Genomic DNA, 24,499 nt, shown 5'->3' on the forward strand with positions numbered 1-24,499 from the left:
CCGCATAGCGGCGCTTCCGCCGCTGCCCCCTCCACCGCGCCTGTCGGCGCGGTCCCCCTCCCCACCCTTCGGGTAGGGAGGATCTTTTCGTGACCGTGAAACCCCTCCACGTCGCTGTCCTCATGGGCGGCTGGTCGTCCGAGCGCGAGGTGTCGCTGACCTCCGGCAACGGCGTCGCCGATGCGCTGGAAAGCCTGGGCCACAAGGTCACCCGGATCGACATGGGCCGCGACGTCGCCCTCAGGCTCGCCGAGGCGAAGCCCGATGTCGTGTTCAACGCGCTGCACGGCACGCCGGGCGAGGACGGCACCGTCCAGGGCATGATGGACCTGATGGGGCTGGCCTATACCCATTCGGGCCTGACCACCTCCGTCATCGCGATCGACAAGGAACTGACCAAGCAGCAGCTCGTCCCCCACGGCATCCGCATGCCCGAGGGCAAGGTGGTGGAGAGCGAGAGCCTGTACGAGGGCGACCCGCTGCCCCGCCCCTATGTACTCAAGCCCGTCAACGAAGGCTCGTCGGTCGGCGTCGCGATCATAAAAGAGCGTGACAATCATGGCTCGCCGATTCATCGTGAAGCGCATGGTCCCTGGCAGAGCTTCCCGACCTTGCTGGCCGAGCCCTTCATCCGGGGCCGCGAACTGACCGTCGCGGTGCTCGGTGATCGCGCCCTGGGCGTGACCGAGCTGGTGCCCAGCAGCGGCTTCTATGATTATGAGGCCAAATATACCGACGGCCTGACCACCCATATCTGCCCGGCCGACGTGCCCCAGGACATTGCCGACGCGGCGATGAAGATGGCGCTCGACGCGCACCGGCTGCTCGGCTGCAAGGGCACGTCGCGCTCCGATTTCCGCTGGGACGACGAGCAGGGCGAGGCCGGGCTCTATCTGCTCGAGGTCAACACCCAGCCGGGCATGACCCCGCTGAGCCTGGTTCCCGAGCAGGCCCGCCATGTCGGCATGACCTATGCCGATCTGGTCCAGGCGATCATCGACGAGGCGATCGAAGGAGACAGCGCATGAAGGCCGCCCGTGCCCGCAGCGCCGACCGGCGCCCCCGCGTCGCCGCCCCGGCAAAGCGGCCGGCCGTGCGGCGCAAGGGGCCGTCGACGATCGACCGCGCCGTCGAGCAGCTGCCGATCGAGCGCGCCACGCTGCGCAAGGCCGGCAACTGGGCGCTGGGCATCGGCATAAGCGGCGCGATCCTCGGCGGTCTCATCGCGATGGGCCTGCCCCAGATGATCGGACTGATGATCGCCGAGGGGATCGGCGACGCCGGCTTCAAGGTCCGCAATGTCGAGATCCTCAACCGCCAGAAGGTCGACAGCGCCTTCGTCTACGATATCGCGATGCGCCAGCAGGCACGGCCGATGCCGCTGGTCGACCTCGACGGCACCCGCTCCGAACTGATGAAGCTCGGCTGGATCGCCGACGCCCGCGTGTCACGCCGCCTGCCCGATACGCTGGTGGTCGATATCGTCGAGCGGGTGCCGACCGCGATCTGGCAATATCAGCACCGCCTGGCGCTGATCGACAAGGACGGCGTCGTGATCGGCCCGGTCGACGACCGCGCCATGCCCGACCTGCCGGTGGTGGTGGGGCCCGGCGCCAACCGCCGCGCGACCGAGTTGTCCGCGCTGATGTCGGCGGCGCCGACGCTCAAGCCGCTGGTCACCGCCGCGAGCTGGCAAGGCGATCGCCGCTGGGACATCATCTTCCAGTCCGGCGAGAAGCTGATGCTGCCCGAAGGCGACGCCGAGGCAACGAAGGCGCTGCAATTCTTCGCGGTCGAGGATCGCCGCGCCGGGCTGCTCGGCAAGGGGCTGGTCTCGATCGACCTGCGCGACCCGAGCCGGATGGTGGCGCGCATGTCGCGCGAGCCCGGCAGCAAGATCGAAGCGGCGCCGCCGCTCAGTGCGAAATCGACGACGTGAGGGGTGGGCGTGACGCTTTTGGGAAAGGGGATGGCGATGGCTCAACCGCGCAATGACGGGCTGATCACCGCGATCGACATCGGATCATCGAAGATATCGGCGCTGATCGCCCGCGCCGACGACCAGGGCGAGCTGGAGGTGCTGGGCACCGGCCAGCGCGAGAGCCGCGGCGTGCGGCGCGGCTATATCGCCGACATGGAGGCGACCGAATCCGCGATCCGCGACGCGGTCGAGATGGCCGAGACCACGGCGCGCACCAATATCGACCATGTCTGGGTGAGCTTCTCGGCAGGCGGCCTCGTCAGCGACGTGGCGCAGGTCGAGGTCGATCTCGGCGGCGTCCAGATCGAACAGAATGACATCGACGAACTGCTGCGCCAGGGCCGCCGCTCGCTCAATCCGGAAGGCCGGATGGTGCTCCACGCGCAGCCGACCCTCTATACGCTCGACGGGCTCAACGGGGTCAAGAACCCGCTCGGTCTCCATGCCGACAAGCTGGGGGTGGAGATCCACGTCATCGCCGCCGAGCCATCGCCGGTCCGCAACCTCGCTCTGTGCGTCCGCTCGGCGCATCTTGGCGTGAAATCGATCGTCGCCTCCCCGATCGCGACCGGCGTCTCCTGCCTTTCCGAGGAAGACCGCGAGATGGGTATCGCGCTGGTCGAGATGGGCGCGGGCGTCACCAATGTATCGCTGTTTGCGGGCGGGCTGCTGGTGGGGCTCACCTCGCTGCCGATGGGCTGCGCAGACATCACCGACGACATCGCCTCGGCGTTCAACATCCGCCGGGCCCAGGCCGAGCGGCTGAAATGCGTCCATGGATCGGCACAGAATTCCCCGCGCGACAATCACGAGATGCTGGAGATCGGATCGCCCGAGGAGGTCGCCGACGGTGCCGATCCGCCGCGCATCAGCCGCGCCCAGCTGATCCAGGTGATCCGCCAGCGGCTCGACCACTGGATGGATGCGGTCGCCAAGGCGCTGACCGAGCTGGGCTATGTCGGCCCGGTCGGGCGGCAGGTCGTGCTGACCGGCGGCGGCGCGGAGCTGCGCGGCATCGCCGATTATGCGCAGGGCGTGCTCGGCCGCAGCGTCCGGGTCGGCCGGCCGCGGACCCTCGCGGGGCTTCCGGACGCGCATAGCGGCCCGGCCTTCGCGACGCTGGTCGGCCTCGCCCAGGTGGCGGCGACCAACCCCGCCGAGCTGCGGCCCTTCGCCGCCGAGCAGACCGTCCACCGGCCACAGCCGATGGGCCTGGTCGGCAAGATGATCGCCGCTTTCAAGAACGGTTATTGATGCAGGAAATCGCTTCCTTGATGCGTGGCTTTGGCATCCGCCAAAGCCTGCGGCACCGGCCCACTCCCCCGCCCGACCTCCCAATCAGCCTAATATTTGGGAGGTCGGGCGGAGGAGCGGGCCGGTGCGGTACCCCATCAGAGAAACGCCTGAGCCCGAAAACTGTGGATAGCGAAACTTTTCGCGTGCTTCGCCGAATCGCGTCTGGCAAGATTCGGTTGAATTGGTGCTTCGGCGGGCAGAGCCGCAAGGGAGAAAATCTATGACGATCGAGTTCATGCGTCCGCAGGTTGACGAGCTGAAACCCCGGATCAGCGTGATCGGCGTCGGCGGCGCGGGCGGAAACGCGGTCGCCAACATGATCGCCGCCGAGGTGCAGGGGGTCGACTTCATCGTCGCCAACACCGACGCGCAGGCGCTCAACGCCTCCTCCGCGGAGCGCCGCATCCAGCTCGGACTGAAGATCACGCAAGGCTTGGGCGCCGGCAGCCGTCCCGAAATAGGACGGGCCGCCGCCGAAGAGACCATGGAACAGGTCGAGAAGGCGCTCGAAGGTTCGCACATGTGCTTCATCGCCGCCGGCATGGGCGGCGGCACCGGCACCGGCGCCGCTCCGGTCATCGCCAAGGCCGCGCGCGACCGCGGCATCCTGACCGTCGGCGTCGTCACCAAGCCGTTCAGCTTCGAGGGCAACCGCCGCATGCGTTCGGCCGATGCCGGCATCGAGGAGCTGCAGAAGCACGTCGATACGCTGATCGTCATTCCGAACCAGAACCTCTTCCTGATCGCCAACCCGAACACGACCTTCAAGGAAGCGTTCCAGATGGCCGACCAGGTGCTGCAGCAGGGCGTGCGCGGCATCACCGACCTGATGGTGATGCCCGGCCTGATCAACCTCGACTTCGCCGACGTCCGCTCGGTGATGAGCGAGATGGGCAAGGCGATGATGGGCACCGGCGAGGCGACCGGCGACAATCGCGCGATCGAGGCCGCCGAGAAGGCGATCGCCAACCCGCTGCTCGACGGCGTCAGCCTGAACGGCGCCAAGGGCGTGATCGTCTCGATCACCGGCGGCGACGACATGCGCCTGCTGGAGGTCGACGAGGCCGCGAACCATATCCGCCAGCTGGTCGACCAGGATGCGAACATCATCTGGGGTTCGGCCTTCAACAACGAGCTCGAGGGCCGCATCCGCGTTTCGGTCGTCGCGACCGGCATCGAGGTCGATGCCGCCAACATGCCCGAGCCGGCTAAGAGCTTCAGCTTCCCGCCGCGCACGCCGATGCGCGAGGAGAAGTCGGTCGCGGTGCCGCAGACGCCCGCTCCGCAGCCGATCGTGGCCGAAGCCGCGCCGGAAGCGCCCGCCGCCCAGACCCCGGCGGCACCCGCCGCCGAGGCTCCGGCCGAGGAGAAGATCGTTCTCGAAGCGCCCGAGGCGGCCCCCGCCGCCGAGCCGCTGGAGCTGACCAACCTGTTCAATGACGAGCTGCTGCTCCAGCCCGAGGCGGCGATGCCGACCCCGGCCCCCGAGGCCACCCCGGTGGACGAGCCCGCCGCCAGCCGCCGCTGGGTCGCCGAGCCCGAGCCGGTCCGCCGCCCATCCTCCGCCGGCGCGACCCTGTTCGAGCGCATGTCGAACATCGCCCGCGGCGCCGCCAAGGCGCAGGTCGAGCCCGAGGATCAGGGCGCGGACAATGGCGATGTCCCGCGCTTCCTCAACCGTCAGGGCAATCAGTAAGCAGTGCTCCGGAACGCACCCGTGCCGATCGGCGCGGGTGCGGCTCGCCTCGACGTTCGGGTGCGGTTCACCTCTTGCGGGCGATAGGGTGAATGTCCCACAGCAGACCGCCCATGAAACGCTTTCCTTCTCTTAGCGCCCTGGCGCTGCTGCTTGCCCTCGCCGCGCCCTTTCCCGCTGCCGCCCAGTCGATGGACGGCGGCGCCGAGGAGCCCCTGATCGTCGATCCGATGGCGTCGGCCCGCGACGCAATGTCGCGTGGCGATCCTGCCGAGGCGCTCGCCCGCTATCTTCGCGTTCTGGCCCGCGATCCGGGCGACCTGGAAGCATTATCGGGCGCCGGCGCCGCCGCGCTGGCCGTCGGCGACGCCGATGCGGCTATCAACTTCTACGTCCGGGCCGAGAAGGTCTCGCCGAAGGACGGCCGGATCAAGGCCGGGCTGGGATCCGCGCTGGTGCAGAAGGAACAGCCCCGTGCGGCGCTGCGCCTGTTCAACACGGCGACCGATCTGGGCGTGCCGCCGGTCGACATCGCACTCGACCGTGGCCTCGCCTATGATCTGCGCGGCGACAACAAGAGAGCGCAGGCCGAATATGCGCTGGTCACGCGCACCCGGCCCGATCCGGAGGCCACAAGGCGGCTGGCGCTGTCGCTGGCGATGGGCGGCGACCGGATGAGCGCGCTCGCCATCCTCGATCCGCTGCTGCGCAAGCGTGACATCGCCGCGTGGCGCGCGCGGGCCTTCGTCCTGGCGATGACCGGCGACGCGCCGGGCGCCGAGGCGGCGGCCTATGCGGTGTTGCCCCGCTATCAGGCGGACGCACTCAAACCCTTCCTGTCCCGCCTGGCTTCGCTCAAGTCCGCCGAGAAGGCGGCGGCCGTGCATTTCGGCCGTTTCCCCGAGGATAAGGCGCCGGTCGAGATGGCCGAGGCGAGCCCGGTCGCTGCCCCCAAGGGCCGCGCCCCGGCCACCGCCGTCCGCCCGCCCGCGACGCCGCGCCCGGTGTTCGACAATGACGGCAGGCTGGTGATGCGCCCCGACGCGCCGACCGCCAAGGCCGGCGCGGCACCGGCAAGCCCACCCTCCCCCGCTCCCCCCGTGGTGCTCGGCGATGCGGAGCAGAAGGTCGCCGACCAGCGCAGCCTGGCCGAAGACCGGCGCGCGGCCCAGAAGCGCGCCGCCGCCGAAAAGGCCGCCGCCGAGAAGAAAGCCAAGGCGAAGGAAGAGGCGAAGGCGAAGAAGTCCAGTCCCGAACGCTATTGGGTCCAGGTCGCGAGCGGGGCCTACAAGCCCGACCTCGACAAGGAATGGGCGAAGCAGAAGGGCCGCTTCCCCAAGATCCTGGGCAACCGGACCCCGTGGACCACACCCTATAAATCGACCAACCGGCTGCTCATCGGCCCCTTCGCCAGCAAGGCGGCGGCACAGGAGTTCGTCAACGAGGCACGCGACGGCGGACTGAGCAGCTTCCCGGTGACGACATCCTCCGGCCAGCAGGTCGATCGGGTGAATTGACGGCCTCCGCCGGGCGACGGTTGCGGCGCCACTGCAAGATAAGTGTCATGATGGTGTAACAGCGTTGCCCCAAGAGCGACTTGGAACCGGAGTCGCAATGCAACGCTTTCTTCTGCCCGTCCTGATCGTTCTGTCCGCCACGCCCGCCTTCGCGGTGAGCGAACAGCCCCGCATGCCCAGCGAACGGGCCGCTTCGGTCGATCGCCTGTTCCCTGAGCTGGAGATCGAAGGCGATGGCTGGCGCGGGCTGCTGCCGATCATGCTGATGAACAGGGATGCCAGGCTGCAGCCCCGCTCGGCCGGCACCGAGCCCCGCCAGACGCCACCGCAGCAATAAGCGGGCCCATCGTCATTCCCGCCCTTCGACTGCCTGCAAGGCAGGCGCTCCGGATAAACTTCGGCTATATGCCGAAGGCGGGAATACACATTCTCTGAAGCTCGAGCCTCTTGACGGAAGGGCTTATGGATCCCCGCATCTGCGAGGATGACGCGTGTTGGGGGCGGACGATTCTGCACGCAAAGGTCCCTTCATTCGGAAATGACGAACGTATCGGCCTCCCCTCCTTCGGCTAACATCCGCAACAAGCGCAAGATAAGGCTTGTCTTGAGGCGCCGGCCCCGGCCATCACGGCGCGGATGACCCTCGCCCCCTACGCCTCCGATCCCGCCCGCAGCCGCGGCCGGTTCCACAGTTCGGGCGGCGGGGAGACGCGCGGGCCGCGCGACGATTTCCAGCGCGATCGCGACCGGATCATCCATTCGATCAGCTTCCGCCGGCTGCGCCACAAGACACAGGTGTTCGTGGCACCCGACGGCGATCATTATCGCGTCCGCCTGACCCACAGCCTGGAAGTCGCGCAGATCGGCCGGACGATCGCCCGCGCGCTCGGCCTGAACGAGGACCTGACCGAGGCGCTGTGCCTGGGCCACGACATCGGCCACCCGCCCTTCGGCCATGCCGGAGAGGAAGCGCTGGAGGCGGCGATGGCCGAGGCCGGCGGCTTCGACCACAATGCCCATACGCTGCGGATGCTGACCCGGCTCGACAGCCCCTATCCCGCGCATGAGGGGCTGAACCTGACCTGGGAAACATTGGAGGGGCTCGCCAAGCATAATGGGCCGGTGAGGAAGCGGACCTGGGCGATGGCCGAGATCGACGGGCGATGGCCGCTCGACCTCGACAGCTGGGCGAGCGCCGAGGCGCAGGTCGCGGCGCTCGCCGACGACATCGCCTATGACAATCACGACATCGACGATGGGGTCCGCGCCGGGCTGCTCAGCCTCGATCAGGTGCTGGAAGACCCGCTGATCCGCTTCAACTGGGATCGGGTACGGACGCGCTATCCCGATGTGCCGCAGCATCGCCTGCTCGGCGAACTGGTCCGCGAGCAGATCGGCTGCATGGTCAACGACCTGCTGACCGAGAGCCGCCGCCGGCTGGCCGAGGCGGCACCCCGATCGGTGGAGGATGTCCGCGCCGCCGGCCGCGCGCTGATAGGCTTCTCCGACGCGATGGCCGCGCGCGAGAAGGCACTGACCCGCTTCATGTACGCCAATCTCTATCATCACCCCCAGCAGCTGGAGATCGCCGTGCGGATGGGCGAGGTGATCGCGGGACTGGCGGTCGCCTACAAGACCGAGCCCGATCTGCTGCCCGAGCGCTGGCTGGAGACCTTGCCCGCCGAGGAACCCGGGCGCACCCGCCATATCGGCGACTTCATCGCCGGCATGACCGACCGCTACGCGCTGACCCGCTATCGCGAGTTGGTCGGCCCGATCGCGATCGAGGGCTTCTGATGGCGCGCGTCATCGCGCTGGCGGCGGCGCTGACCGGCGCGCTGCTCTGGGCGATTCTGGCCGTGATGCCACCCGCGCCGCTGGGTGCCGGCGCCCCGGCTACCGCCTTCTCCGCCACGCGCGCGCTTGCCGATATCAAGGCGATGGCGCGCGCGCCGCATCCGGTCGGCTCTGCGGAAAATGCCCGGGTGCGGGGCTATCTCGCCAGCCGGCTCCGGGCGCTCGGCGCGGAAGTCTCCGAACAGGCGGTGCCGCTCGGGTCGAAATCGCTCCAGCGGCTCGGCAAGTGGAGCGGGCGCGAAGAGCGGGGCGTGGTCGCCCGCAATCTGATCGGCGTCATCCCCGGCAAGGACCGGGCGAAGCCGGCGGTGCTGCTGATGGCGCATTATGACGGCGTATGGGGATCGCCCGCGGCCGCCGACGATGCGATGGGTGTCGCGGCCATCCTGGAGGCCGCGCGCGCGATGCGGGCACGCGGCGTGGGCGAACGCGACCTGATCCTGCTGTTCACCGACAGCGAGGAGGTAGGGCTCGACGGCGCCGATGGCTTCTTCAAGCGCCACGGGCTCGCCACCTATGTCGGGGCGATCGTCAATCTGGAGACGCGCGGCGCGGGCGGGCGGGCGAACATGTTCGAGACCGGCCCCGGCAACGGCGCGATGATGCGGCTCTACGCCGCGAAGGTCGCGCGGCCCGCGACCAACTCGCTCGCGGTGCTGATCTACGGCCTGATGCCCAACTCCACCGATTACACGGTGGCCAAGGCGAAGGGCATTCCCGGCTTCAACCTGGCCGTGCTCGATCGCGGCTGGGCCTATCATTCGCCGATGGCGACACCCGATGCGGTCGATCCCGCCTCGGTACAGGACATGGGCGATCAGGCGCTGGCGCTCACCTCGGCGCTGGCCTTCGCCTCCGAACTCCCCGCCCGCGCGCCGGACGCCAGCTTCGCCGACCTGATGGGACGGGTGACGATCGTCTATCCGGCAGCGGCGGGCTGGGCACTGCTGGCCGTGGCTGCGCTGCTGACAGGCCTCGCCTGGCGGCGCGAACGGCCGGCGCCGCGCGCGATCGGCGGGGGAATGATCCAGGTCGCGGCGCTGCTGCTGCACGGCTCGCTGCTGCTCACCGCCTGGAACGCTCTCTCGGGCAGCGGCGGCGCCAACTATTATGACCGGCTCGCCGCCCTTCCCCGGCTGGAGACCATGGCCGCGCTGCTGATCGCGGGACTGATGGCGATGCTGCCGCTGTTCCGCCGCCGCGAGCCCCGGCTGCTGATGATCGCGCCGGCCATGGCGCTGATGTGGGCGGGGCTGCTTACCGGCGGCGCGGTGATGATCATCCCGATCGCGCTGCTGGCGATGCTTGCTGCCTGGTTCCTGCCCGTCGCCGTCGAGGATCGCGGCTGGGGGGCGCTGCTGCTGCTCCTGCTGTCTGGCCTGATCGTTCAGATCGCCCAGCCCACCGCCGGCCCGTTCCTGCACTGGCCGCTGCTGCTCGCCGCCATCGCCTTCGCCGCGCGGGCCTGGCTGCCCGAACGGGCCGCGCTGGCGATCGCCGCGCTGATGGCGGCGATCGGGGTCGGCCATCTGCTGGCCCAGGCGCATTTCATCATGCTCGGCATCGGCGCGGAGATGCCGGCGGTACTGGCGCTGCTGCTGTTCGTGGCGCTGCCGCTGCTGCTGCCGCTCTGGCCCGCGCGCGCGCCGCGCTGGCTGCCCGGGACGGCCCTCGCCGCCGCGCTGGCCATCGCGCTGTGGGTGCGCCTCGATCCGATCGCGCCGTCGATTCCGGCCTACAGCCAGGCCGAAGGCGGCACCAAACATAAGGACTGACCTTTCGCCCCCGATCCGTTAAGGGGCTGCTCCACCCTCAACACCAGCGGATCCTGCCTTGACCACGCTCTATGCCAGTTTCGCCGACCGGATCGGCACCATTCTCGACGACCTTCAGGCGGGCGGACAGCTCCCGGCGGGGATCGAGCGACGGAATGTCACGGTGGAACCGCCGCGGGACCCGGCGCATGGCGACCTGGCGACCAACGCCGCGATGGTGCTGGCCAAGCCGGCGGGGATGAACCCGCGCGCGCTGGCCGAGCTGATCGTGCCGAAGCTGGCCGCGCTGCCCGAGATCGCCAGCGCGGAGATTGCCGGCCCCGGCTTCATCAACGTCCGGCTGACCGAACAGAGCTGGCGCGACGAACTGGGCCGCGTCCTGTCGACCGGCGCGGACTATGGCCGTTCGGCGATCGGCCGGGGCCAGCGGGTCAATGTCGAATATGTCTCCGCCAATCCGACCGGCCCGATGCACATGGGCCATTGCCGGGGCGCGGTGGTCGGCGATGCGCTCGCCACCCTGCTGGAGTTCGCCGGCTACGATGTGACCCGCGAATATTATATCAACGACGCCGGCGCGCAGGTACAGACGCTCGCCCGTTCGGCCCATCTGCGCTACCGCGAGGCGCTGGGCGAGACGATCGAGATTCCCGAGGGCTTCTATCCCGGCGATTATCTGATCCCGATCGGCCAGGCGCTCGCCGCCGAGTTTGGCGACCGCTATGTCGGCAAGCCCGAGAGCGAGTGGCTCGACAGCTTCCGCGAGAAGACCGTCGCGGCGATGATGGACATGATCCGCGCCGATCTGGCGTTGCTCGGAATCCACCATGATCTGTTCGCGTCCGAGGCCGCCGTCCAGAAGGCCGGCAAGGTCGATGCCGCGCTCGACCGGCTGACCGCCGAGGGGCTGGTCTACAAGGGCACCCTAGAACCGCCCAAGGGCGAGCTTCCCGACGACTGGGAACCGACCGAGATGACGCTGTTCAAGGCGACCGCGTTCGGCGACGACAGTGATCGTCCCGTGCGCAAGTCCGACGGCGGGCTCACCTATTTCGGCACCGACCTGGCCTACCACGCCCAGAAGGCCGAGACCGCCGACATATTGATCGACATCTGGGGCGCCGATCATGCCGGCACGGTCAAGCGGATCAAGGCGGCCGTGCAGGCGCTGACCGGCGGCAGGGTGGCGTTCGACGTCAAGCTCGTCCAGATGGTGCGCCTGCTGCGCGGCGGCGAACCGGTGAAGATGTCGAAGCGTTCAGGCAGCTTCGTCACGCTCGCCGATGTCGTGCGCGAGGTGGGCAAGGACGTGGTCCGCTTCACCATGCTGACCCGCAAGGCCGACGCGCAGATGGATTTCGACTTCGCCAAGGTGGTCGAGGCATCGAAGGACAATCCGGTCTTCTATGTCCAATATGCCCATGCGCGCGGCCGTTCGCTCCACCGCCGCGCGGCCGAGGCCGGGATAGACCTCACCCCCGCCGCCGACCTGCAGCTGCTCGACGGCGAGGAGCTGGCGCTGGTCAAGCTCGCCGCCCAGTTCCCGCGCATCGTCGAGGGCGCGGCGCAGGCGCATGAGCCGCACCGCATCGCCTTCTACCTTTATGACCTGGCCGCGCTGTTCCACGCGCTGTGGAACCGGGGCAATGATGATCCGTCTCGTCGCTTCCTGCTCACCGACAGGCCCGAAATGACACGCGCACGGCTGGCGCTCAGTGACGCGATCGGGCAGATTATCCGCAATGGTCTCGGCGTCATGGGCGTCGCCGCGGCGGAGGAGATGCAGTAATGACCGATTACTCGCGCGACAGGCTGGGCCCGGAGGACGAGGATCGTCTGCCGTGGCTCGAACCGGTCGAGGAAGAGTATGAGGAAGGCGGGGTCAGCACCGGCCGGCTGATCCTCTGGCTGACCATCGCCGTGGCGGTGATCGCGCTGATCATCGGCGGCTTCCTGTGGATGCGGAGCAGCGACAAGGCCGCCTCCGGCGATGGCGCGCTGATCAAGGCGCCCGACAGCTATTATAAGGAGCGCCCCGCCGAGCAGGCCGGCCCCACCGCCGACGACGAGATCGTCTACAGCGCGAGCAAGGGCAATGAGGTGGAGAGCGTGATCGACACCGGCAGCGCCGCCGAGACGCCGGTCAATGTCGACCGGCCGACGGCCGAGGCCGTGCCGCCCCCGACCGTTTCCGCGCCCAAGCCAGCACCCGCCGCCGCCAAGCCGACCGCGCCGGCGGCCAAGCCGACGGTAGAGCAGGCGCTGCCGAAACAGGCGGTGAAAACCGCGCCGGTGAAGCCCGCCGCGCCCGTGGCAGCTCCGGCGGAGCGCGAACCGGCCTCGGGCGGATCGATGGTCCAGCTCGGCGCCTTCTCCAGCCAGGCCAAGGCCAATGCGGCGTGGAAGAACCTGTCGGGCCGCTTCTCCTTCCTCAAGGACCTCACCCAGTCGGTCGTCCCGGTCCAGTCGGGCGACAAGACCCTCTACCGGCTGCGCGCGGGGGGCGGCAACGCGGGCGACATCTGCCGCCGGCTGCGCACCGCGGGCGAGAGCTGTTCGGTGATCGGATAACAATCTGAAGCGTCGCTCCGGCGGAGGCCGGAGCCGCGAGAGGCCTGTGAGCGCCCATTGCGTGGCGGCCCCGGCCTCCGCCGGGGCGACGTTCTTGTGACGGGGATTTTTCGATGACTCCTCTATTCCTCGGCCTCGCCGGAACCGAGCTCAGCGAGGCCGAGCGGGCCTTCTTCGGCTCCGTCGATCCCGCCGGCTTCATCCTGTTCAAGCGCAACGTCGCCGACCGGACCCAGCTGCGCGCGCTGACCGATGCCTTGCGCGCGCTGTCGGGCCGGGCCGACGTGCCGATCCTGATCGACCAGGAAGGCGGCCGCGTCGCCCGGATGCAACCGCCCGAATGGCCCGCCTTCCCGAAGGGTGAACTGTTCGACCGGCTCTATGACATCGCCGCCGTCACCGCGATCGAGGCCGCGCGCCACAATGCCGCGGCGATCGCGACGATGCTGGGCGAGGTCGGCATCAACGTGGACTGCCTGCCGCTGCTCGACGTCCGCCAGCCGGGCGCGCACGACATCATCGGCGACCGGGCGCTGGGATCGGAACCGCTGCGCGTGGCGGCGATGGGCCGGGCAGTGATCGAGGGCCTGCGCAGCGGCGGGGCGGTCGGCGTCGTCAAGCATGTGCCCGGCCATGGCCGGGCGATGGCCGACAGCCATGTCGAGCTGCCCGTCGTCACGGCCGATGCCGAGGCGCTGGAGACCGACCTGGCGCCATTCATCAGGCTGGCCGACGCGCCGATGGCGATGACCGCGCATGTCGTCTATCCCGCCTGGGATGCGGAGCAGTGCGCCAGCCTGTCGGCCAAGGTGATCGGCGACATCATTCGGGGCCGGATCGGTTTCGACGGGCTGCTGATGTCGGACGACCTGGGCATGCACGCGCTGAGCGGCGGCTTCGGCGAACGCGCGGCCGGCGTGCTGGCGGCGGGCTGCGACGTCGCCCTCCACTGCTCGGGCGACATGGCCGAAATGGAAGCGGTGGCCGGCGCGGTCGGACCGATCGGCGGGCAGGCGAAGCAGCGGCTCGACCGGGCGATGGCGACCGTGGCCGGTGCTCGACCGGCCGCGACGGTCGCGGAACTGATGGCCGAACGCGACGCGCTGATGGCGGTGCTGCCGGCATAAATATCCTCCCCGCCCGCAGGGCGGGGAGGGGGACCGCGCCGCAAGGCGTGGTGGAGGGGTTTTCCGACCGCAACACCGCCGCGGATTCCGATTTCGGGATTTACCCCTCCACCACGGCCTTCGGCCGTGGTCCCCCTCCCCATCGCGTCGCGATAGGGAGGATCGTCAGCCACCACATAAACGGGCCATCGCGGTAGCTTATCCACAACATCTTGTGGCCCAAGCATTTTCCGAATCACCAAATCCTGATCTACTTGCGCCATGTCAGGCGACGACGAGGAAGAGAATTTCGACCTGCCGCTCCACGAGCGTTCGGAGGATGTGCTGACGCTCGACCTTGACGGCTGGGAGGGCCCGCTCGACCTGCTGCTCAATCTCGCCCGCGCGCAGAAGGTCGACCTGGCGAAAATATCGATCCTGGCGCTGACCGAGCAATATATCGCCTTCATCGAACGGGCCCGGGCGCTCAAGCTGGAGATCGCCGCCGATTATCTGGTGATGGCGGCCTGGCTCGCCTATCTCAAATCCTGCCTGCTGCTGCCCAAGGACCCCGAGGTCGAGCCGAGCCCCGAGGAACTGGCGCTGCGGCTGCAGCTGCGACTCCAGCGGCTCGCCGCGATGCGCGAGGCGGGCGCCCGGCTGATGGGCCGCGACCGGCTTGGCCGCGATGTCTTCACGCGGGGCGCGCCCGAAGGATTGAAGGTGGTCCGCAAGGCGGCCTGGGATGCGACGCTCTACGACCTGATCTCCGCCTATGGCATGGTCCAGGCGCGCGGCGACGAGCCGGTCCACATCGTCCAGCGCCGCCCGGTGATGACGCTCGAACAGGCGATCGAGCGGGTGTCGCGGATGGTGGGTGCGATGATCGACTGGACCAGCCTGGAGGCCTTTCTGCCGAGCGAGGCGACCGGCGAGTTCCGCAAATCGGCGCTCGCCTCCAGCTTCGTCGCGGCGCTGGAGCTGGCCCGGCAGGGCAAGGTTTCGCTGATGCAGGAGGGCGCCTTCGCGCCGCTGATGCTGCGGGCGGCGGCGTGATCGAGGAACCGGACAATCTGCTCCGCGCGCTGGAGGCGGCGTTGTTCGCCGCCGAGGGACCGATGAGCCCCGCCGAGCTGATGACCGTGATCGGCGCCGACGGCCTGGGGGATGCCCTGCCCCGGCTCGCCGCGTCCTATGCCGGGCGCGGCATCGAACTGGTCGAACGCGGCGGCCGCTGGCATTTCCAGACCGCCGCCGACCTGGCCCATATCCTGCGCCGCACCCGCGAGGAGCCCCGCAAGCTGAGCCGGGCCGGCATCGAGACGCTGGCGATCATCGCCTATCATGAGCCGGTCAGCCGCGCCGAGATCGAGGCGATCCGGGGCGTGCAGATATCCAAGGGCACGCTGGACGTGCTGCTGGAAGCGGGATGGATCCGGCCGGCCGGCCGCCGGGAAGCCCCCGGCCGGCCGCTGCTCTATGCGACCACGAGCGCCTTCCTGACCCATTTCGGCCTTGGCAGCCGCCGCGATCTACCCGGCATAGCCGACCTCAAGGCCGCCGGCCTGCTCGATCCGGTCGATCTCGCCTTCGAACAGCTGCAGATGGAGCAGGGCGGCGGCGAGGAGGAAGCTGCGGACGCCGAGGATTGAACCCGGCCGGAGCGGGGACGCTCCTTCGGCGCCGCGCGCGACCGCAATCATCCCGTCACAATCGCGGCCCATGGCTCCGCCGCTTCCGACGCGCCCACCGCGACACGCTGGTCACGGCCATTGCGGTGGCGGGGGGTAGGCCCTAAATGGAGGCACTTCTAGGAGATTCCCCATGGGTGGTTTGAGCATCTGGCATTGGCTCGTCGTCGGCATCATCGTGCTGCTGCTGTTCGGCAAGGGACGCTTTTCCGACATGATGGGGGACGTCGCCAAGGGCATCAAGAGCTTCAAGAAGGGCATGACCGAGGAGGACGACTCCGCGCAGTCGGCCGCGTCGCGTCCCGCGCCGCGCCTGCAGCAGCAGCCGCCGCTCGACCCCAATCCCGACCAGCATCTGCAGCCGATGCAGGACGATCGGCCGAAGAGCTGATCCACAGGGACGATCGGGGCTGATCCCAGGCGATGCTCGACGTCGCGCCTACCGAATTGCTGCTTGTGGCCGTCGTCGCGCTCGTCGTGATCGGCCCGAAAGATCTGCCGCGCGCGATGCGCTTCGTCGGCCAGTGGATCGCCAAGGCGCGCGGCGTCGCCCGCCATTTCCGCTCGGGCCTGGATGAGGTGATCCGCCAGGCCGAGTTGGAGGAGATGGAGAAGAAGTGGGCGGCCGAGAATGAACGGATCATGCGCGAGCATCCGCCCCAGCCGCACCTGATCGAGGGTTCAGCCGACAGCGAAGGCGAGATGGTGCCGCTTGGCGGCCCGCCGCAATCGACCGACGCGCCGACGATCGCTGACGCCTATCAGGCTGCTGCCCGGACCGAGCCGGCCGCCGAGCCCGCAACCCCCGCCGCGCCCCAGGCGCCGGCCCAGGTCGACATGTTCGCCACCGACGATCCGCCCGTCGAGCCCAGGCGCAGCGGAGCCGATCCGCTGCCATGAGGGATATCGACGAGAGCCGCGCTCCGCTGCTCGAACATCTGCTGGAATTGCGCCGCCGCCTGCTGATGTCGTTGGTGGCGCTGGGCGTCTGCTTCGGCGTCTGCCTCTATTTCGCGCGCCCGATCTTCGCCTTCCTAGTCCAGCCCCTGCTGCGCGCGGGCCAGGGGAAGCTGATCTACACGCAGATCTTCGAAGCCTTCTTCGTGGAGATCAAGGTAGCCTTCTTCGCCGCGATGATGCTGGCCTTCCCGATCATCGCCAACCAGGTGTGGCAGTTCGTCGCGCCCGGCCTCTACCGCAACGAGAAACGCGCGCTGCTGCCGTTCATCCTCGCGACGCCGCTGCTGTTCCTGACCGGCGCGGCGCTGGCCTATTATGTCGCGATCCCGGTAGCGCTGCATTTCCTGCTCGGCTTCCAGGGTAATCTGGGTGGTGTCCAGCAGGAGGCGCTGCCGGCGGTGGGCAATTACCTGTCCTTCGTGATGCAGTTCCTGTTCGGCTTCGGCCTGTCCTTCCTGCTGCCGGTGCTGCTGATGCTGCTGGAGAGGGCCGGCATCGTCACCCGCAAGCAGCTGGTCGGCGCCCGGCGCTACGCGATCGTCGGGGCCTTCGCGATCGCGGCGGTGCTGACCCCGCCTGACGTGGGATCGCAGCTGCTGCTCGCGATCCCGCTGATCTTCCTCTACGAGCTCGCGCTGATCGGCATCTGGTTCACCGAGCGGGGCCGTAAAAGACAAGAACCCGAGACGGCCTGAACCGTCCCGGGTTTCCTTGCGGCCGGGCGACCGATAGATCGCCCGATCCTCTCCTGACTTATTTCGCGTCTTCGGCGGCGTTCGAGACGGCCTTGCCAGCCGAGGACACGTCCTTGCCTGCGCCCGACACCGTGTTGCAGGCCGACACGGCAAGCAGGGTGAGGCTGACGAAGGCGACGGCGATGGTGCGTTTGAACATGACAAAACCCTCTCTGCGATCTGAGGCTTCCCGGTGGGAAGCTGCGCCCGTCAATGCGTGATGCCTGGGCTTTGTTCCCCATGCGCAATGGATTCCGCAAGAAAGCGGCTGATATTTCAAAGGCTTGGATAAAAAAATTGGGCCCGGGCGCGTTTACGGGGGGGATAACGCGGCCGGGCCCTTTTTTGTGCGGATAGCGGGAGCGGGGGGGCAAAGCATCGCTATCCGAATTGCTGAACGGTCTGCCGTCCCCATGGTTCCACCGGTCGTGAAATTTTTTGGCCGCCCTGCATGTGGTGGAGTCAATCGAGCGTGGGGATGCGGATCCCGAAACGCCCGGTTTCGAGGTCCTGCGAGAGCGGAGCCCGGAACTGACGGGCGATTCCGGTGACAACCCGATCGAAGCGGGCGATGCCGGGATAGGCGTCGATCGCGGCGTCAGGCATGCCGACCGTCTCGATCCGCAGATCGGCACGGCCGGGCTCGTCGGCGGCCTCGAGCGAGATCAGCACCGAGCCCCGTGGATTGCAGTGCATCAGCAGCTCGACCACCTCGGTGATCAGGAAGGCCACCGGCACCGCGACGTCCTGCGTCACATAGGCGTCGATCATGTTGAGTGCGATCGGCATGCCGGTGGCGCTGGCCGGCGCCGACGCGCGCAGCGACGTGGCGAGTTCCCCCGCCAGCGCCCGCATCGCAACACCCCGATTCTCCTCCAGCTCTGCATAATGGTTGCGGTGGACGACGGCGAGCGCGTCGACCCGCCGCTGGATCGCGGCATAGGCGGCGGCAACCGGCCCCTCCGCGCCCCGGGCGTGCAGGTTGATCAGACTGGAGACGACCTGGAGGTTGTTCTTGACGCGATGATGAACCTCGCGGGTCAGCTTGGTCTGCCGCGCCAGGCCCTCCTCCAGTTCGCTGTCATGCTCATTGATTCGCGCCGCCGCGGCCGCGAAGCTGTCGGCGAGATCGCGTATCTCGTGGCTGGGCGTGGTCAAGCGCGGCAGGCGGAAGGCCGTCCGCCCCCCCTGCCAGCTGTCGATCGCCTGTTTGAGCTGGGCGAGCGGGAACAGCAGCAACCGGTTGACGATGAACCAGCCGGTCCAGGCCGCCGCCGCCCACATCAGGATCGGCAGCATCACCAGCAGCGCCGTCCGCGCCCGCGCGGGAGCCAGCCGATATTCGGCGACGAGCGCGATCCGTCCACCGGCCAACGGATGCGAAAGACGCAGCAGATCGGCATCGCCGGGCCGGCCATGTTCGAGCAGCACCAGCCGGGCGGGCCCCTGCTCCAGGGTCAGCCGCGCGAGAGGCAGGCCGCCATCGCCCCCGCCCGCGGGACGGATGGCATCGGCGGCGATATCGGCTTCGACCGTCAGGCTGCCGTCGGCCCGCTCGGCGGTCGTGCGGATCAGCCGACGCCGGACATCCAGCAAGACGCGCTCATGATGGGCATCGGCCGCGGTGAGCGGGGAGTTGGCGACGGCCAGGCGCCCGATTGGCGCCCCGTGCGACTGGCATAGCTTGCGGCCGAACGGATCGAACATCGCGACCGGAGGACGCCCTTCGGGACTGAGCCGGACCTGGCGGGCGATGACGTCGCAAAGATAGGCGGGATCACGCTGGCTGCTCGCCGCCGCGCGAACCGCGAACAGGCCGCGATCGATCACCGCCTGGGCCGTAGCGGCGTGCATCGCGGTCGCCGCCTCGGCGGCGGTCCGTCGCTCCGCCGAAGCGGAACGCGCCATGTCGAGCGACGTCAGCAGCGCGATGAAGCCAAGCGGGAGCAGGGCCGCCGACAGGATCAGCAGCATCTTGGTGCCAGTGGAAAGGCGGGCGAAGACGATCTTGACGGGACGCTTCATCCGCTGCCTTCACTCCTGCCCTGGGTCGGTCGCGCCCAAAGGCTGGCCTTGGCTGCGGGCATCGTCAATCCAGCTTGTTGAGCAGATCCAGGAATTCGGAGGGGACAGCTTCGTCGACCGTCTGCGCATAGACAGAGCGCAACGCCGAGCCCACGCTCGAATCGCGTGCGCTATCGGCCCGGCGTTTCCTGGCCGGTTTGGAGCCGGCTACATCGTTCGCCGGCGCCTTCGACTGTTCTTCCTTCGCCAACCGGCCCACGCCCCTGAGTTGCATTTCGTTGTCCAACTCTCCAAACGTAACGGCCCCACATGGACACCGCCCCTCTTGGATCGATCCGGCTGCGTACCATTTTACAAGCGTCCGTAAAATGCACGCATCGCGGATGAAACAAAAAACTCTTCCGTTGGTTCCATTATCGGAATGTCTCTTTTCGCACATTCGAATTTGGAAGCTGCGGACGGCTTCCGCGATATGGGTGGGGCTGCTATCTCCCGATCTCATGTGGCGGCGGACGACCGCGTCTATGAAGCCAGGGAGTGTTGATACCCATGTCGCTCGGCCAGAAACTTGCCCCCCACCTGCCCTTCCTGCGTCGCTACGCGCGCGCCCTTACCGGCAGCCAGAGCCACGGCGACAATTATGTCCGTGCCGCGCTTGAGGCGATCGTTGCGGCGCCGGACGGTTTTCCCCAGGATGTCGATGCCCGCGTCGGCCTGTACCGCACCTTCCAGGCAATCTGGAACTCCACCCATTATGACGAGATGGAAGGCACGGGCGGCGATGCCGATCGCGAGGCGATCGCCCAGGCCCGCCTTGCCGGCATCACCCCGCTGTCGCGCCAGGCGCTGCTGCTTACCGCGATGGAGGGCTTCACCGTCGCCGACACCGCCTATCTGATCGAGACCAGCCCCGAGGAGGTCGAGGCCCTGGTCGCCGACGCGATCGCCGAAATCGATCGCCAGACCCGCACCGACGTGCTGATCATCGAGGATGAGCCGATCATCGCCATGGATCTGGAGACGATCGTCCGCGATCTCGGCCACAGCGTCAGCGGCGTCGCCGTGACCCGTGACGAGGCCGTCGCCCAGGCGCATGCCCAGCGCCCCGGCCTCGTTCTCGCCGACATCCAGCTCGCCGACGACAGCTCGGGCATCGACGCGGTGAAGGATATATTGGCCGAATTCAGCGTGCCCGTCATCTTCATCACGGCCTTCCCGGAACGGCTGCTGACCGGTGAGCGGCCCGAGCCGACCTTCCTGATCACCAAGCCCTTCCAGCGTTCGACGGTAAAGGCCGCGATCAGCCAGGCGCTGTTCTTCAATGCCGCGACGATCGAGGCCTGAGCCGTTTCGTTACGCAGCCGGTTATGACGGAACCCGATCCGGTTCCTATTGTTGTATTGCTGGAACGGATGGCCCTGGCCGTCCCTCGAACAACGACGGGAATTGATCGTGCTGATGACCAAAAGACGGCCAATGGCACATTCTGGCAGCGGGACACCCCAGCACATGAACGATGATGATCGGGATGAGCCCGGCGCGGAGGCGCCGGTCGAACTCGTCGCGCTGTCGGACGACGAGTTCAAGGACGAGCTTGCGCGGGTGATCCCGCATCTCCGCGCGTTCGGCCGCTCGCTATCGGGAAACCGCGATCTTGCCGACGATCTGGTGCAGGAGACGCTGATGAAGGCCTGGGCGGCGCGCAAGCGTTTCCAGGCGGGCACCAATATGCGGGCCTGGACCTTCATCATCCTGCGCAACCTGTTCCTGTCGCAGATGCGCCGCGCCCGTTTCCGCGGCGAGTGGGACGAGCATACCGCCAACCGGCTGCTCGCCGCCCCGGCTTCCCAGGACCGGCACATCGAACTGGCCGACATGCAGCGCGCGCTGCTCCATCTGCCCCAGCCGCAGCGCGAGGCGCTGATTCTGGTGGGCGCGGGTGGTTTTGCCTATGAAGAGGCGGCCGAGATCTGCGGCTGCGCGGTCGGCACGATCAAGAGCCGTGTCGCCCGCGGCCGGGCGGCGCTGGAGCAATTGCTCGACCAGGGCCAGCTGCCTTCGCGTCGCGATCACAAGACCGATCCGTCGACCACGACGCTGCAGCAGATCATGGCCGACGTGGACATGCTCTCAAAAGAATGAAGTCGTAAATCCATCGCCCCGGCGAAGGCCGGGGCCGTAGGAGATGCCCGGGGCTACCCGGTCGCATAGGCTCTTACGGCCCCGGCCTTCGCCGGGGCGATGCCCGTTCAGGTGCGTTCAGCGATCCATCTTCTTGAGCAACCTGCTCATATCCTCGGGCAGCCCATAGCTGCCGGGATCGAAGGCCACCCGCAGCGCATTCCCGATCCCTTCATGGCGTTGCGGCGCATGCACGGTGCGCTGGGAGCGTGCTGACAGCTGGGAGTGAACGGGTTTATCCATACTAACATAACGCAATAGCTCGCCGCATGTTTCCCAATGTTGCACTCCCGTACGAATCGCTTATGCGAGGCGGCGATGACGGAGCGGGTCAACGAAAGAGCCTTTTCCAATGGCTTGCAGCGTATCCGCGAGCATTCGCCGTTTCTGGCGGGGCTTGCGGAGCGCCATCCGGACACGGTCGCCGCGGTCCGCGACTATGGGCTTTCCCGCGCGATCCGCGATGGTCTTGCCGCAGCTGTCGACGCGGACGTCGGCGTCATGCTGCGCCGCCAGCGGCAGATCGTTTCGCTGACGGTCGGGCTGGCGGATATCTGCGGGCTGGCACCGCTGGAGGAGGTGGTCGAGCATCTCTCCGCCTTCGCCGACCATGCGCTGGATGTCGCGATCCGGGCCGCGATCGGCGAACGCACCCCCGGTGAGGAGCCGCGCGGATTCGCGGCACTGGCGTTGGGCAAGCATGGCAGCCGGGAGCTCAACTATTCCTCGGACATCGACCCGATCCTGATCTTCGATCCCGATACCCTTCCGCATCGGCCGCGCGAGGAACCGGTCGAGGCGGCGGTCCGGATCGCCCGGCGCGTCGTCGAACTGCTCCAGACGCGCGACCAGAATGGCTATGTCTTCCGCGTGGACCTGCGCCTGCGCCCGTCGCCTGAGGTCTCCCCCCTCGCATTGCCGGTCGATGCGGCGCTGTCCTATTATGAATCGGCGGCGCTGCCGTGGGAGCGTGCGGCCTTCATCCGCGCCCGGGCTGCGGCCGGCGAGGTGGCGCTCGGCCAGCACTTCCTCGATTCGATCCGGCCTTTCATCTGGCGCCGTTCGCTCGATTTCGGTGCGGTGCAGGAAATCCGGCAGATATCCCGTCGCATCCGCGACCATTATGCGCAGGGGCAGCTGCTCGGCCCGGGCTATGACCTGAAGCGCGGCCGGGGCGGCATACGCGAGGTCGAATTCTACGCCCAGATCCACCAGCTCATCCATGGCGGACGCGAGCCCCAGCTGCGCACGCCCGCCACGCTCGACGCCCTGGCCGCGCTGGGCGAAGCCGGGCGGATCGAACCCGAGACCGCCGCCGGCCTGGCCGACGCCTATCGGCTGTATCGCACGATCGAACACCGCCTGCAGATGGTGGACGACCATCAGACGCATCGCCTGCCCAGGCAGCCGGAGGCGCTCGACAATGTCGCGCGGCTCCATGGGCTGGACGACGGCGCCGCGCTGGTGGCGCTGCTGCAGCCGCATATCGAGCGGGTCGGCGCGCTCTATGACGGGCTCGATCCCGAGGACGAGCAGCGGCTGCCGCAAAGCCCCGAGAAGCTGGAAGCCGCACTGGCAGGCGTGGGCTTCGCCGACCCGGCGGCCGCGCGCCAGCGGATCGAGGCGATGCGCGAGGGCAAGAGCCGGTCGCTGCGCACCCCCGTCGCCCAGGCCGCGCTGGAGGCAATGCTGCCGACGCTGGTGGCCGCGCTCGGCAAGGCGCCGTCGCCGCAGGACGCGCTCAACCGGTTCGAGGATCTGGTTACCGGGCTGCCGAGCGCGATCAACCTGTTCCGACTTCTCCAGGCCCGCCCGGCCCTGGCCCGCGCGTTGATCGACGTGCTGAGCCACGCGCCGACGCTCAGCCAGGCGCTCGGCCGCCGCCCGGCCCTGCTCGACGGGCTGATCGACGCCACCGCGCTCGCCCCGCCGCCGCCGCTGGAAACGCTGGTGGACGAATTCCAGGCCGGAGAACGCAGCGACAGCTATGAGCAACTGCTCGATGGCGTTCGCCAGCGGGTCGGCGAACGCCGCTTCGCGCTCGGCGTACAGCTGATCGAGGCGGTGTCCGATCCGATCGACGTGGCAAACGGCTATGCCCGCGTCGCCGAAGCGGCGCTCGATGTGCTGGCCCGTGCGACGGTCGCGGAGTTCGAGGAGAATCACGGCAGGATCCCCGGCGGCGAACTGATCGTCGTGGCACTCGGCCGGCTGGGCGGCGGGGCGCTGACCCACGCATCGGACCTCGACATCGTCTATCTGTTCACCGGCGACTTCATGGCCGAATCGGACGGCCGCAAGCCGCTCGGCGCCACTACCTATTTCAACCGGCTCGCCCAGCGCGTCTCGGGTGCCCTCTCGGTGCCCACCGCCGCCGGGCCGCTCTATGAAGTCGACACGCGGCTACGCCCATCGGGCACCCAAGGGCCGCTCTGCGTCTCGATCGACAGCTTCGCCCAATATCAGCGCGAACAGGCCTGGACCTGGGAGCATATGGCGCTGACCCGGGCGCGGACGATCTTCGGTTCGGCGGCGGCGCGCGGCGCGGTCGATGCGATCATCGCCGAGGTGCTGGGCCGCGAGCGCGACGATGCGGCGCTGACCGCCGACGTGGTCAAGATGCGCGGCGAGATCGCCAGGCACAAGCCGCCGTCGAGCCCGTTCGACGTCAAGCTGATCGCCGGTGGACTGGTCGATGCCGAATTCGCGGTTCACCTTCTCCAGCTCCGCCATCGTGCTGGATTCGATCCGCGCCTGCGCACCGCGATGCGGATGCTGGCCGACCAGGGTCTGATCGATCCGCAGCTTGTGCCGGCGCATGAGCTGATGACGCGGATGCTCGTCACCCTGCGACTCGTTTCGCCCGCTTCGGCCGAGCCGCCCGAAGCGTCGAAGCCGCTCGTCGCCCGGACCTGCGGGCAGGCCGACTGGGAGACGCTGGTTAAGGCATATGAAAGTGCGCGCGCGCTTGTCAGCAAGGAATGGAAGCGCGCCGCCGGCCTCGCCTGAGCCTCCGAAACGCCCGGATTTCCTGGGTCGTTCCGTTACGGCAAGGGTATGAAGGGAAAACAGGGTCACCGCCATTTTAACCAGTCTCACGCACCGAGGC

23 protein-coding genes are annotated in these 24,499 nt (G+C 68.3%); 19 read left to right on the forward strand and 4 right to left on the reverse strand.

Annotated features, from left to right (window positions below; genetic code table 11):
• Positions 1-89 precede the first annotated feature (89 nt).
• The 16 genes from CMV14_RS21215 (at position 90) to tatC (ending at position 17,145) form a co-directional block, all read left to right on the forward strand.
• Positions 90-1,028 carry a D-alanine--D-alanine ligase gene (locus tag CMV14_RS21215; protein ID WP_066961600.1) on the forward strand — a complete coding sequence of 313 codons (939 nt, stop codon included), beginning with the start codon at positions 90-92 and terminating at the stop codon, positions 1,026-1,028.
• The gene (locus CMV14_RS21220) at positions 1,025-1,939 is read left to right on the forward strand and encodes a cell division protein FtsQ/DivIB (RefSeq protein WP_066961598.1); all 915 of its coding nucleotides are present in this window, start codon (positions 1,025-1,027) and stop codon (positions 1,937-1,939) included. The genes CMV14_RS21215 and CMV14_RS21220 overlap by 4 nt, the downstream gene beginning before the upstream one ends.
• 36 nt (positions 1,940-1,975) lie before the next feature.
• Entirely contained in the window at positions 1,976-3,235 is a 1,260-nt protein-coding gene (gene ftsA / locus CMV14_RS21225) for a cell division protein FtsA (RefSeq protein WP_066961962.1), read from the forward strand.
• A 262-nt stretch (positions 3,236-3,497) separates the two neighbouring features.
• On the forward strand, positions 3,498-4,973 hold the full coding sequence (gene ftsZ / locus CMV14_RS21230) for a cell division protein FtsZ (RefSeq protein WP_066961596.1): 1,476 nt from the start codon (positions 3,498-3,500) through the stop codon (positions 4,971-4,973).
• A 113-nt stretch (positions 4,974-5,086) separates the two neighbouring features.
• The gene (locus CMV14_RS21235; protein WP_238147112.1) at positions 5,087-6,490 is read left to right on the forward strand and encodes an SPOR domain-containing protein; all 1,404 of its coding nucleotides are present in this window, start codon (positions 5,087-5,089) and stop codon (positions 6,488-6,490) included.
• A 97-nt stretch (positions 6,491-6,587) separates the two neighbouring features.
• Positions 6,588-6,827 carry a hypothetical protein gene (locus CMV14_RS21240; RefSeq protein WP_066961592.1) on the forward strand — a complete coding sequence of 80 codons (240 nt, stop codon included), beginning with the start codon at positions 6,588-6,590 and terminating at the stop codon, positions 6,825-6,827.
• Between the two features lie 299 nt (positions 6,828-7,126).
• The gene (locus CMV14_RS21245) at positions 7,127-8,287 is read left to right on the forward strand and encodes a deoxyguanosinetriphosphate triphosphohydrolase (RefSeq protein ID WP_066961589.1); all 1,161 of its coding nucleotides are present in this window, start codon (positions 7,127-7,129) and stop codon (positions 8,285-8,287) included.
• Positions 8,287-10,122: a M20/M25/M40 family metallo-hydrolase gene (locus CMV14_RS21250; RefSeq protein WP_066961588.1), complete on the forward strand. Its 1,836-nt coding sequence runs from the start codon at positions 8,287-8,289 to the stop codon at positions 10,120-10,122. Before CMV14_RS21245 ends, CMV14_RS21250 begins: the two co-directional genes overlap by 1 nt.
• Positions 10,123-10,180: 58 nt before the next feature.
• Entirely contained in the window at positions 10,181-11,911 is a 1,731-nt protein-coding gene (argS, locus tag CMV14_RS21255; RefSeq protein ID WP_066961587.1) for an arginine--tRNA ligase, read from the forward strand.
• The gene (locus CMV14_RS21260; RefSeq protein WP_066961586.1) at positions 11,911-12,693 is read left to right on the forward strand and encodes an SPOR domain-containing protein; all 783 of its coding nucleotides are present in this window, start codon (positions 11,911-11,913) and stop codon (positions 12,691-12,693) included. Before argS ends, CMV14_RS21260 begins: the two co-directional genes overlap by 1 nt.
• A 113-nt stretch (positions 12,694-12,806) precedes the next feature.
• Positions 12,807-13,820, forward strand: coding sequence for a beta-N-acetylhexosaminidase (gene nagZ, locus CMV14_RS21265; RefSeq protein WP_066961583.1), 1,014 nt, complete (start codon positions 12,807-12,809; stop codon positions 13,818-13,820).
• A 261-nt stretch (positions 13,821-14,081) separates the two neighbouring features.
• Positions 14,082-14,855 (forward strand): segregation and condensation protein A, encoded by a 774-nt coding sequence (locus tag CMV14_RS21270; RefSeq protein WP_066961582.1) that lies wholly within the window; start codon positions 14,082-14,084, stop codon positions 14,853-14,855.
• Positions 14,852-15,451 carry an SMC-Scp complex subunit ScpB gene (gene scpB / locus CMV14_RS21275; protein WP_066961579.1) on the forward strand — a complete coding sequence of 200 codons (600 nt, stop codon included), beginning with the start codon at positions 14,852-14,854 and terminating at the stop codon, positions 15,449-15,451. The genes CMV14_RS21270 and scpB overlap by 4 nt, the downstream gene beginning before the upstream one ends.
• Before the next feature lie 172 nt (positions 15,452-15,623).
• Positions 15,624-15,881: a twin-arginine translocase TatA/TatE family subunit gene (locus tag CMV14_RS21280; protein ID WP_066961576.1), complete on the forward strand. Its 258-nt coding sequence runs from the start codon at positions 15,624-15,626 to the stop codon at positions 15,879-15,881.
• Between the two features lie 32 nt (positions 15,882-15,913).
• A complete protein-coding gene (gene tatB / locus CMV14_RS21285) occupies positions 15,914-16,390 on the forward strand; it encodes a Sec-independent protein translocase protein TatB (RefSeq protein WP_096367804.1) in 477 nt (158 codons plus the stop codon).
• Positions 16,387-17,145: a twin-arginine translocase subunit TatC gene (tatC, locus tag CMV14_RS21290; RefSeq protein WP_066965819.1), complete on the forward strand. Its 759-nt coding sequence runs from the start codon at positions 16,387-16,389 to the stop codon at positions 17,143-17,145. Before tatB ends, tatC begins: the two co-directional genes overlap by 4 nt.
• A 58-nt stretch (positions 17,146-17,203) precedes the next feature.
• Here tatC and CMV14_RS21295 read toward each other — a convergent pair whose 3' ends face one another.
• The 3 genes from CMV14_RS21295 to CMV14_RS21305 form a co-directional block, all read right to left on the reverse strand.
• Positions 17,204-17,344, reverse strand: a complete 141-nt coding sequence (locus tag CMV14_RS21295; RefSeq protein WP_066965822.1) for an entericidin A/B family lipoprotein — start codon at positions 17,342-17,344, stop codon at positions 17,204-17,206.
• Between the two features lie 302 nt (positions 17,345-17,646).
• Complete coding sequence (locus CMV14_RS21300) at positions 17,647-19,209, reverse strand: sensor histidine kinase (RefSeq protein ID WP_066965825.1); 1,563 nt, start codon at positions 19,207-19,209, stop codon at positions 17,647-17,649.
• A gap of 64 nt (positions 19,210-19,273) precedes the next feature.
• Positions 19,274-19,483 carry a NepR family anti-sigma factor gene (locus CMV14_RS21305; protein ID WP_176488949.1) on the reverse strand — a complete coding sequence of 70 codons (210 nt, stop codon included), beginning with the start codon at positions 19,481-19,483 and terminating at the stop codon, positions 19,274-19,276.
• A 275-nt stretch (positions 19,484-19,758) separates the two neighbouring features.
• Between CMV14_RS21305 and CMV14_RS21310 the strand changes: the two genes are divergently transcribed.
• Entirely contained in the window at positions 19,759-20,553 is a 795-nt protein-coding gene (locus CMV14_RS21310) for a response regulator (protein WP_066965828.1), read from the forward strand.
• 165 nt (positions 20,554-20,718) lie between these two features.
• A complete protein-coding gene (locus CMV14_RS21315; RefSeq protein ID WP_066965831.1) occupies positions 20,719-21,351 on the forward strand; it encodes a sigma-70 family RNA polymerase sigma factor in 633 nt (210 codons plus the stop codon).
• Positions 21,352-21,468: 117 nt separating this feature from the next.
• Here the strand turns inward: CMV14_RS21315 and CMV14_RS26895 are convergent, their stop codons facing one another.
• Complete coding sequence (locus CMV14_RS26895) at positions 21,469-21,633, reverse strand: hypothetical protein (RefSeq protein ID WP_176488948.1); 165 nt, start codon at positions 21,631-21,633, stop codon at positions 21,469-21,471.
• Between the two features lie 75 nt (positions 21,634-21,708).
• Between CMV14_RS26895 and CMV14_RS21320 the strand changes: the two genes are divergently transcribed.
• The gene (locus CMV14_RS21320) at positions 21,709-24,399 is read left to right on the forward strand and encodes a bifunctional [glutamine synthetase] adenylyltransferase/[glutamine synthetase]-adenylyl-L-tyrosine phosphorylase (RefSeq protein ID WP_238147113.1); all 2,691 of its coding nucleotides are present in this window, start codon (positions 21,709-21,711) and stop codon (positions 24,397-24,399) included.
• The last annotated feature ends 100 nt before the right edge of the window (positions 24,400-24,499 follow it).

It is taken from the genome of Rhizorhabdus dicambivorans (assembly GCF_002355275.1).
In the GTDB taxonomy this organism is placed as follows: Bacteria; Pseudomonadota; Alphaproteobacteria; order Sphingomonadales; family Sphingomonadaceae; genus Rhizorhabdus; species Rhizorhabdus dicambivorans.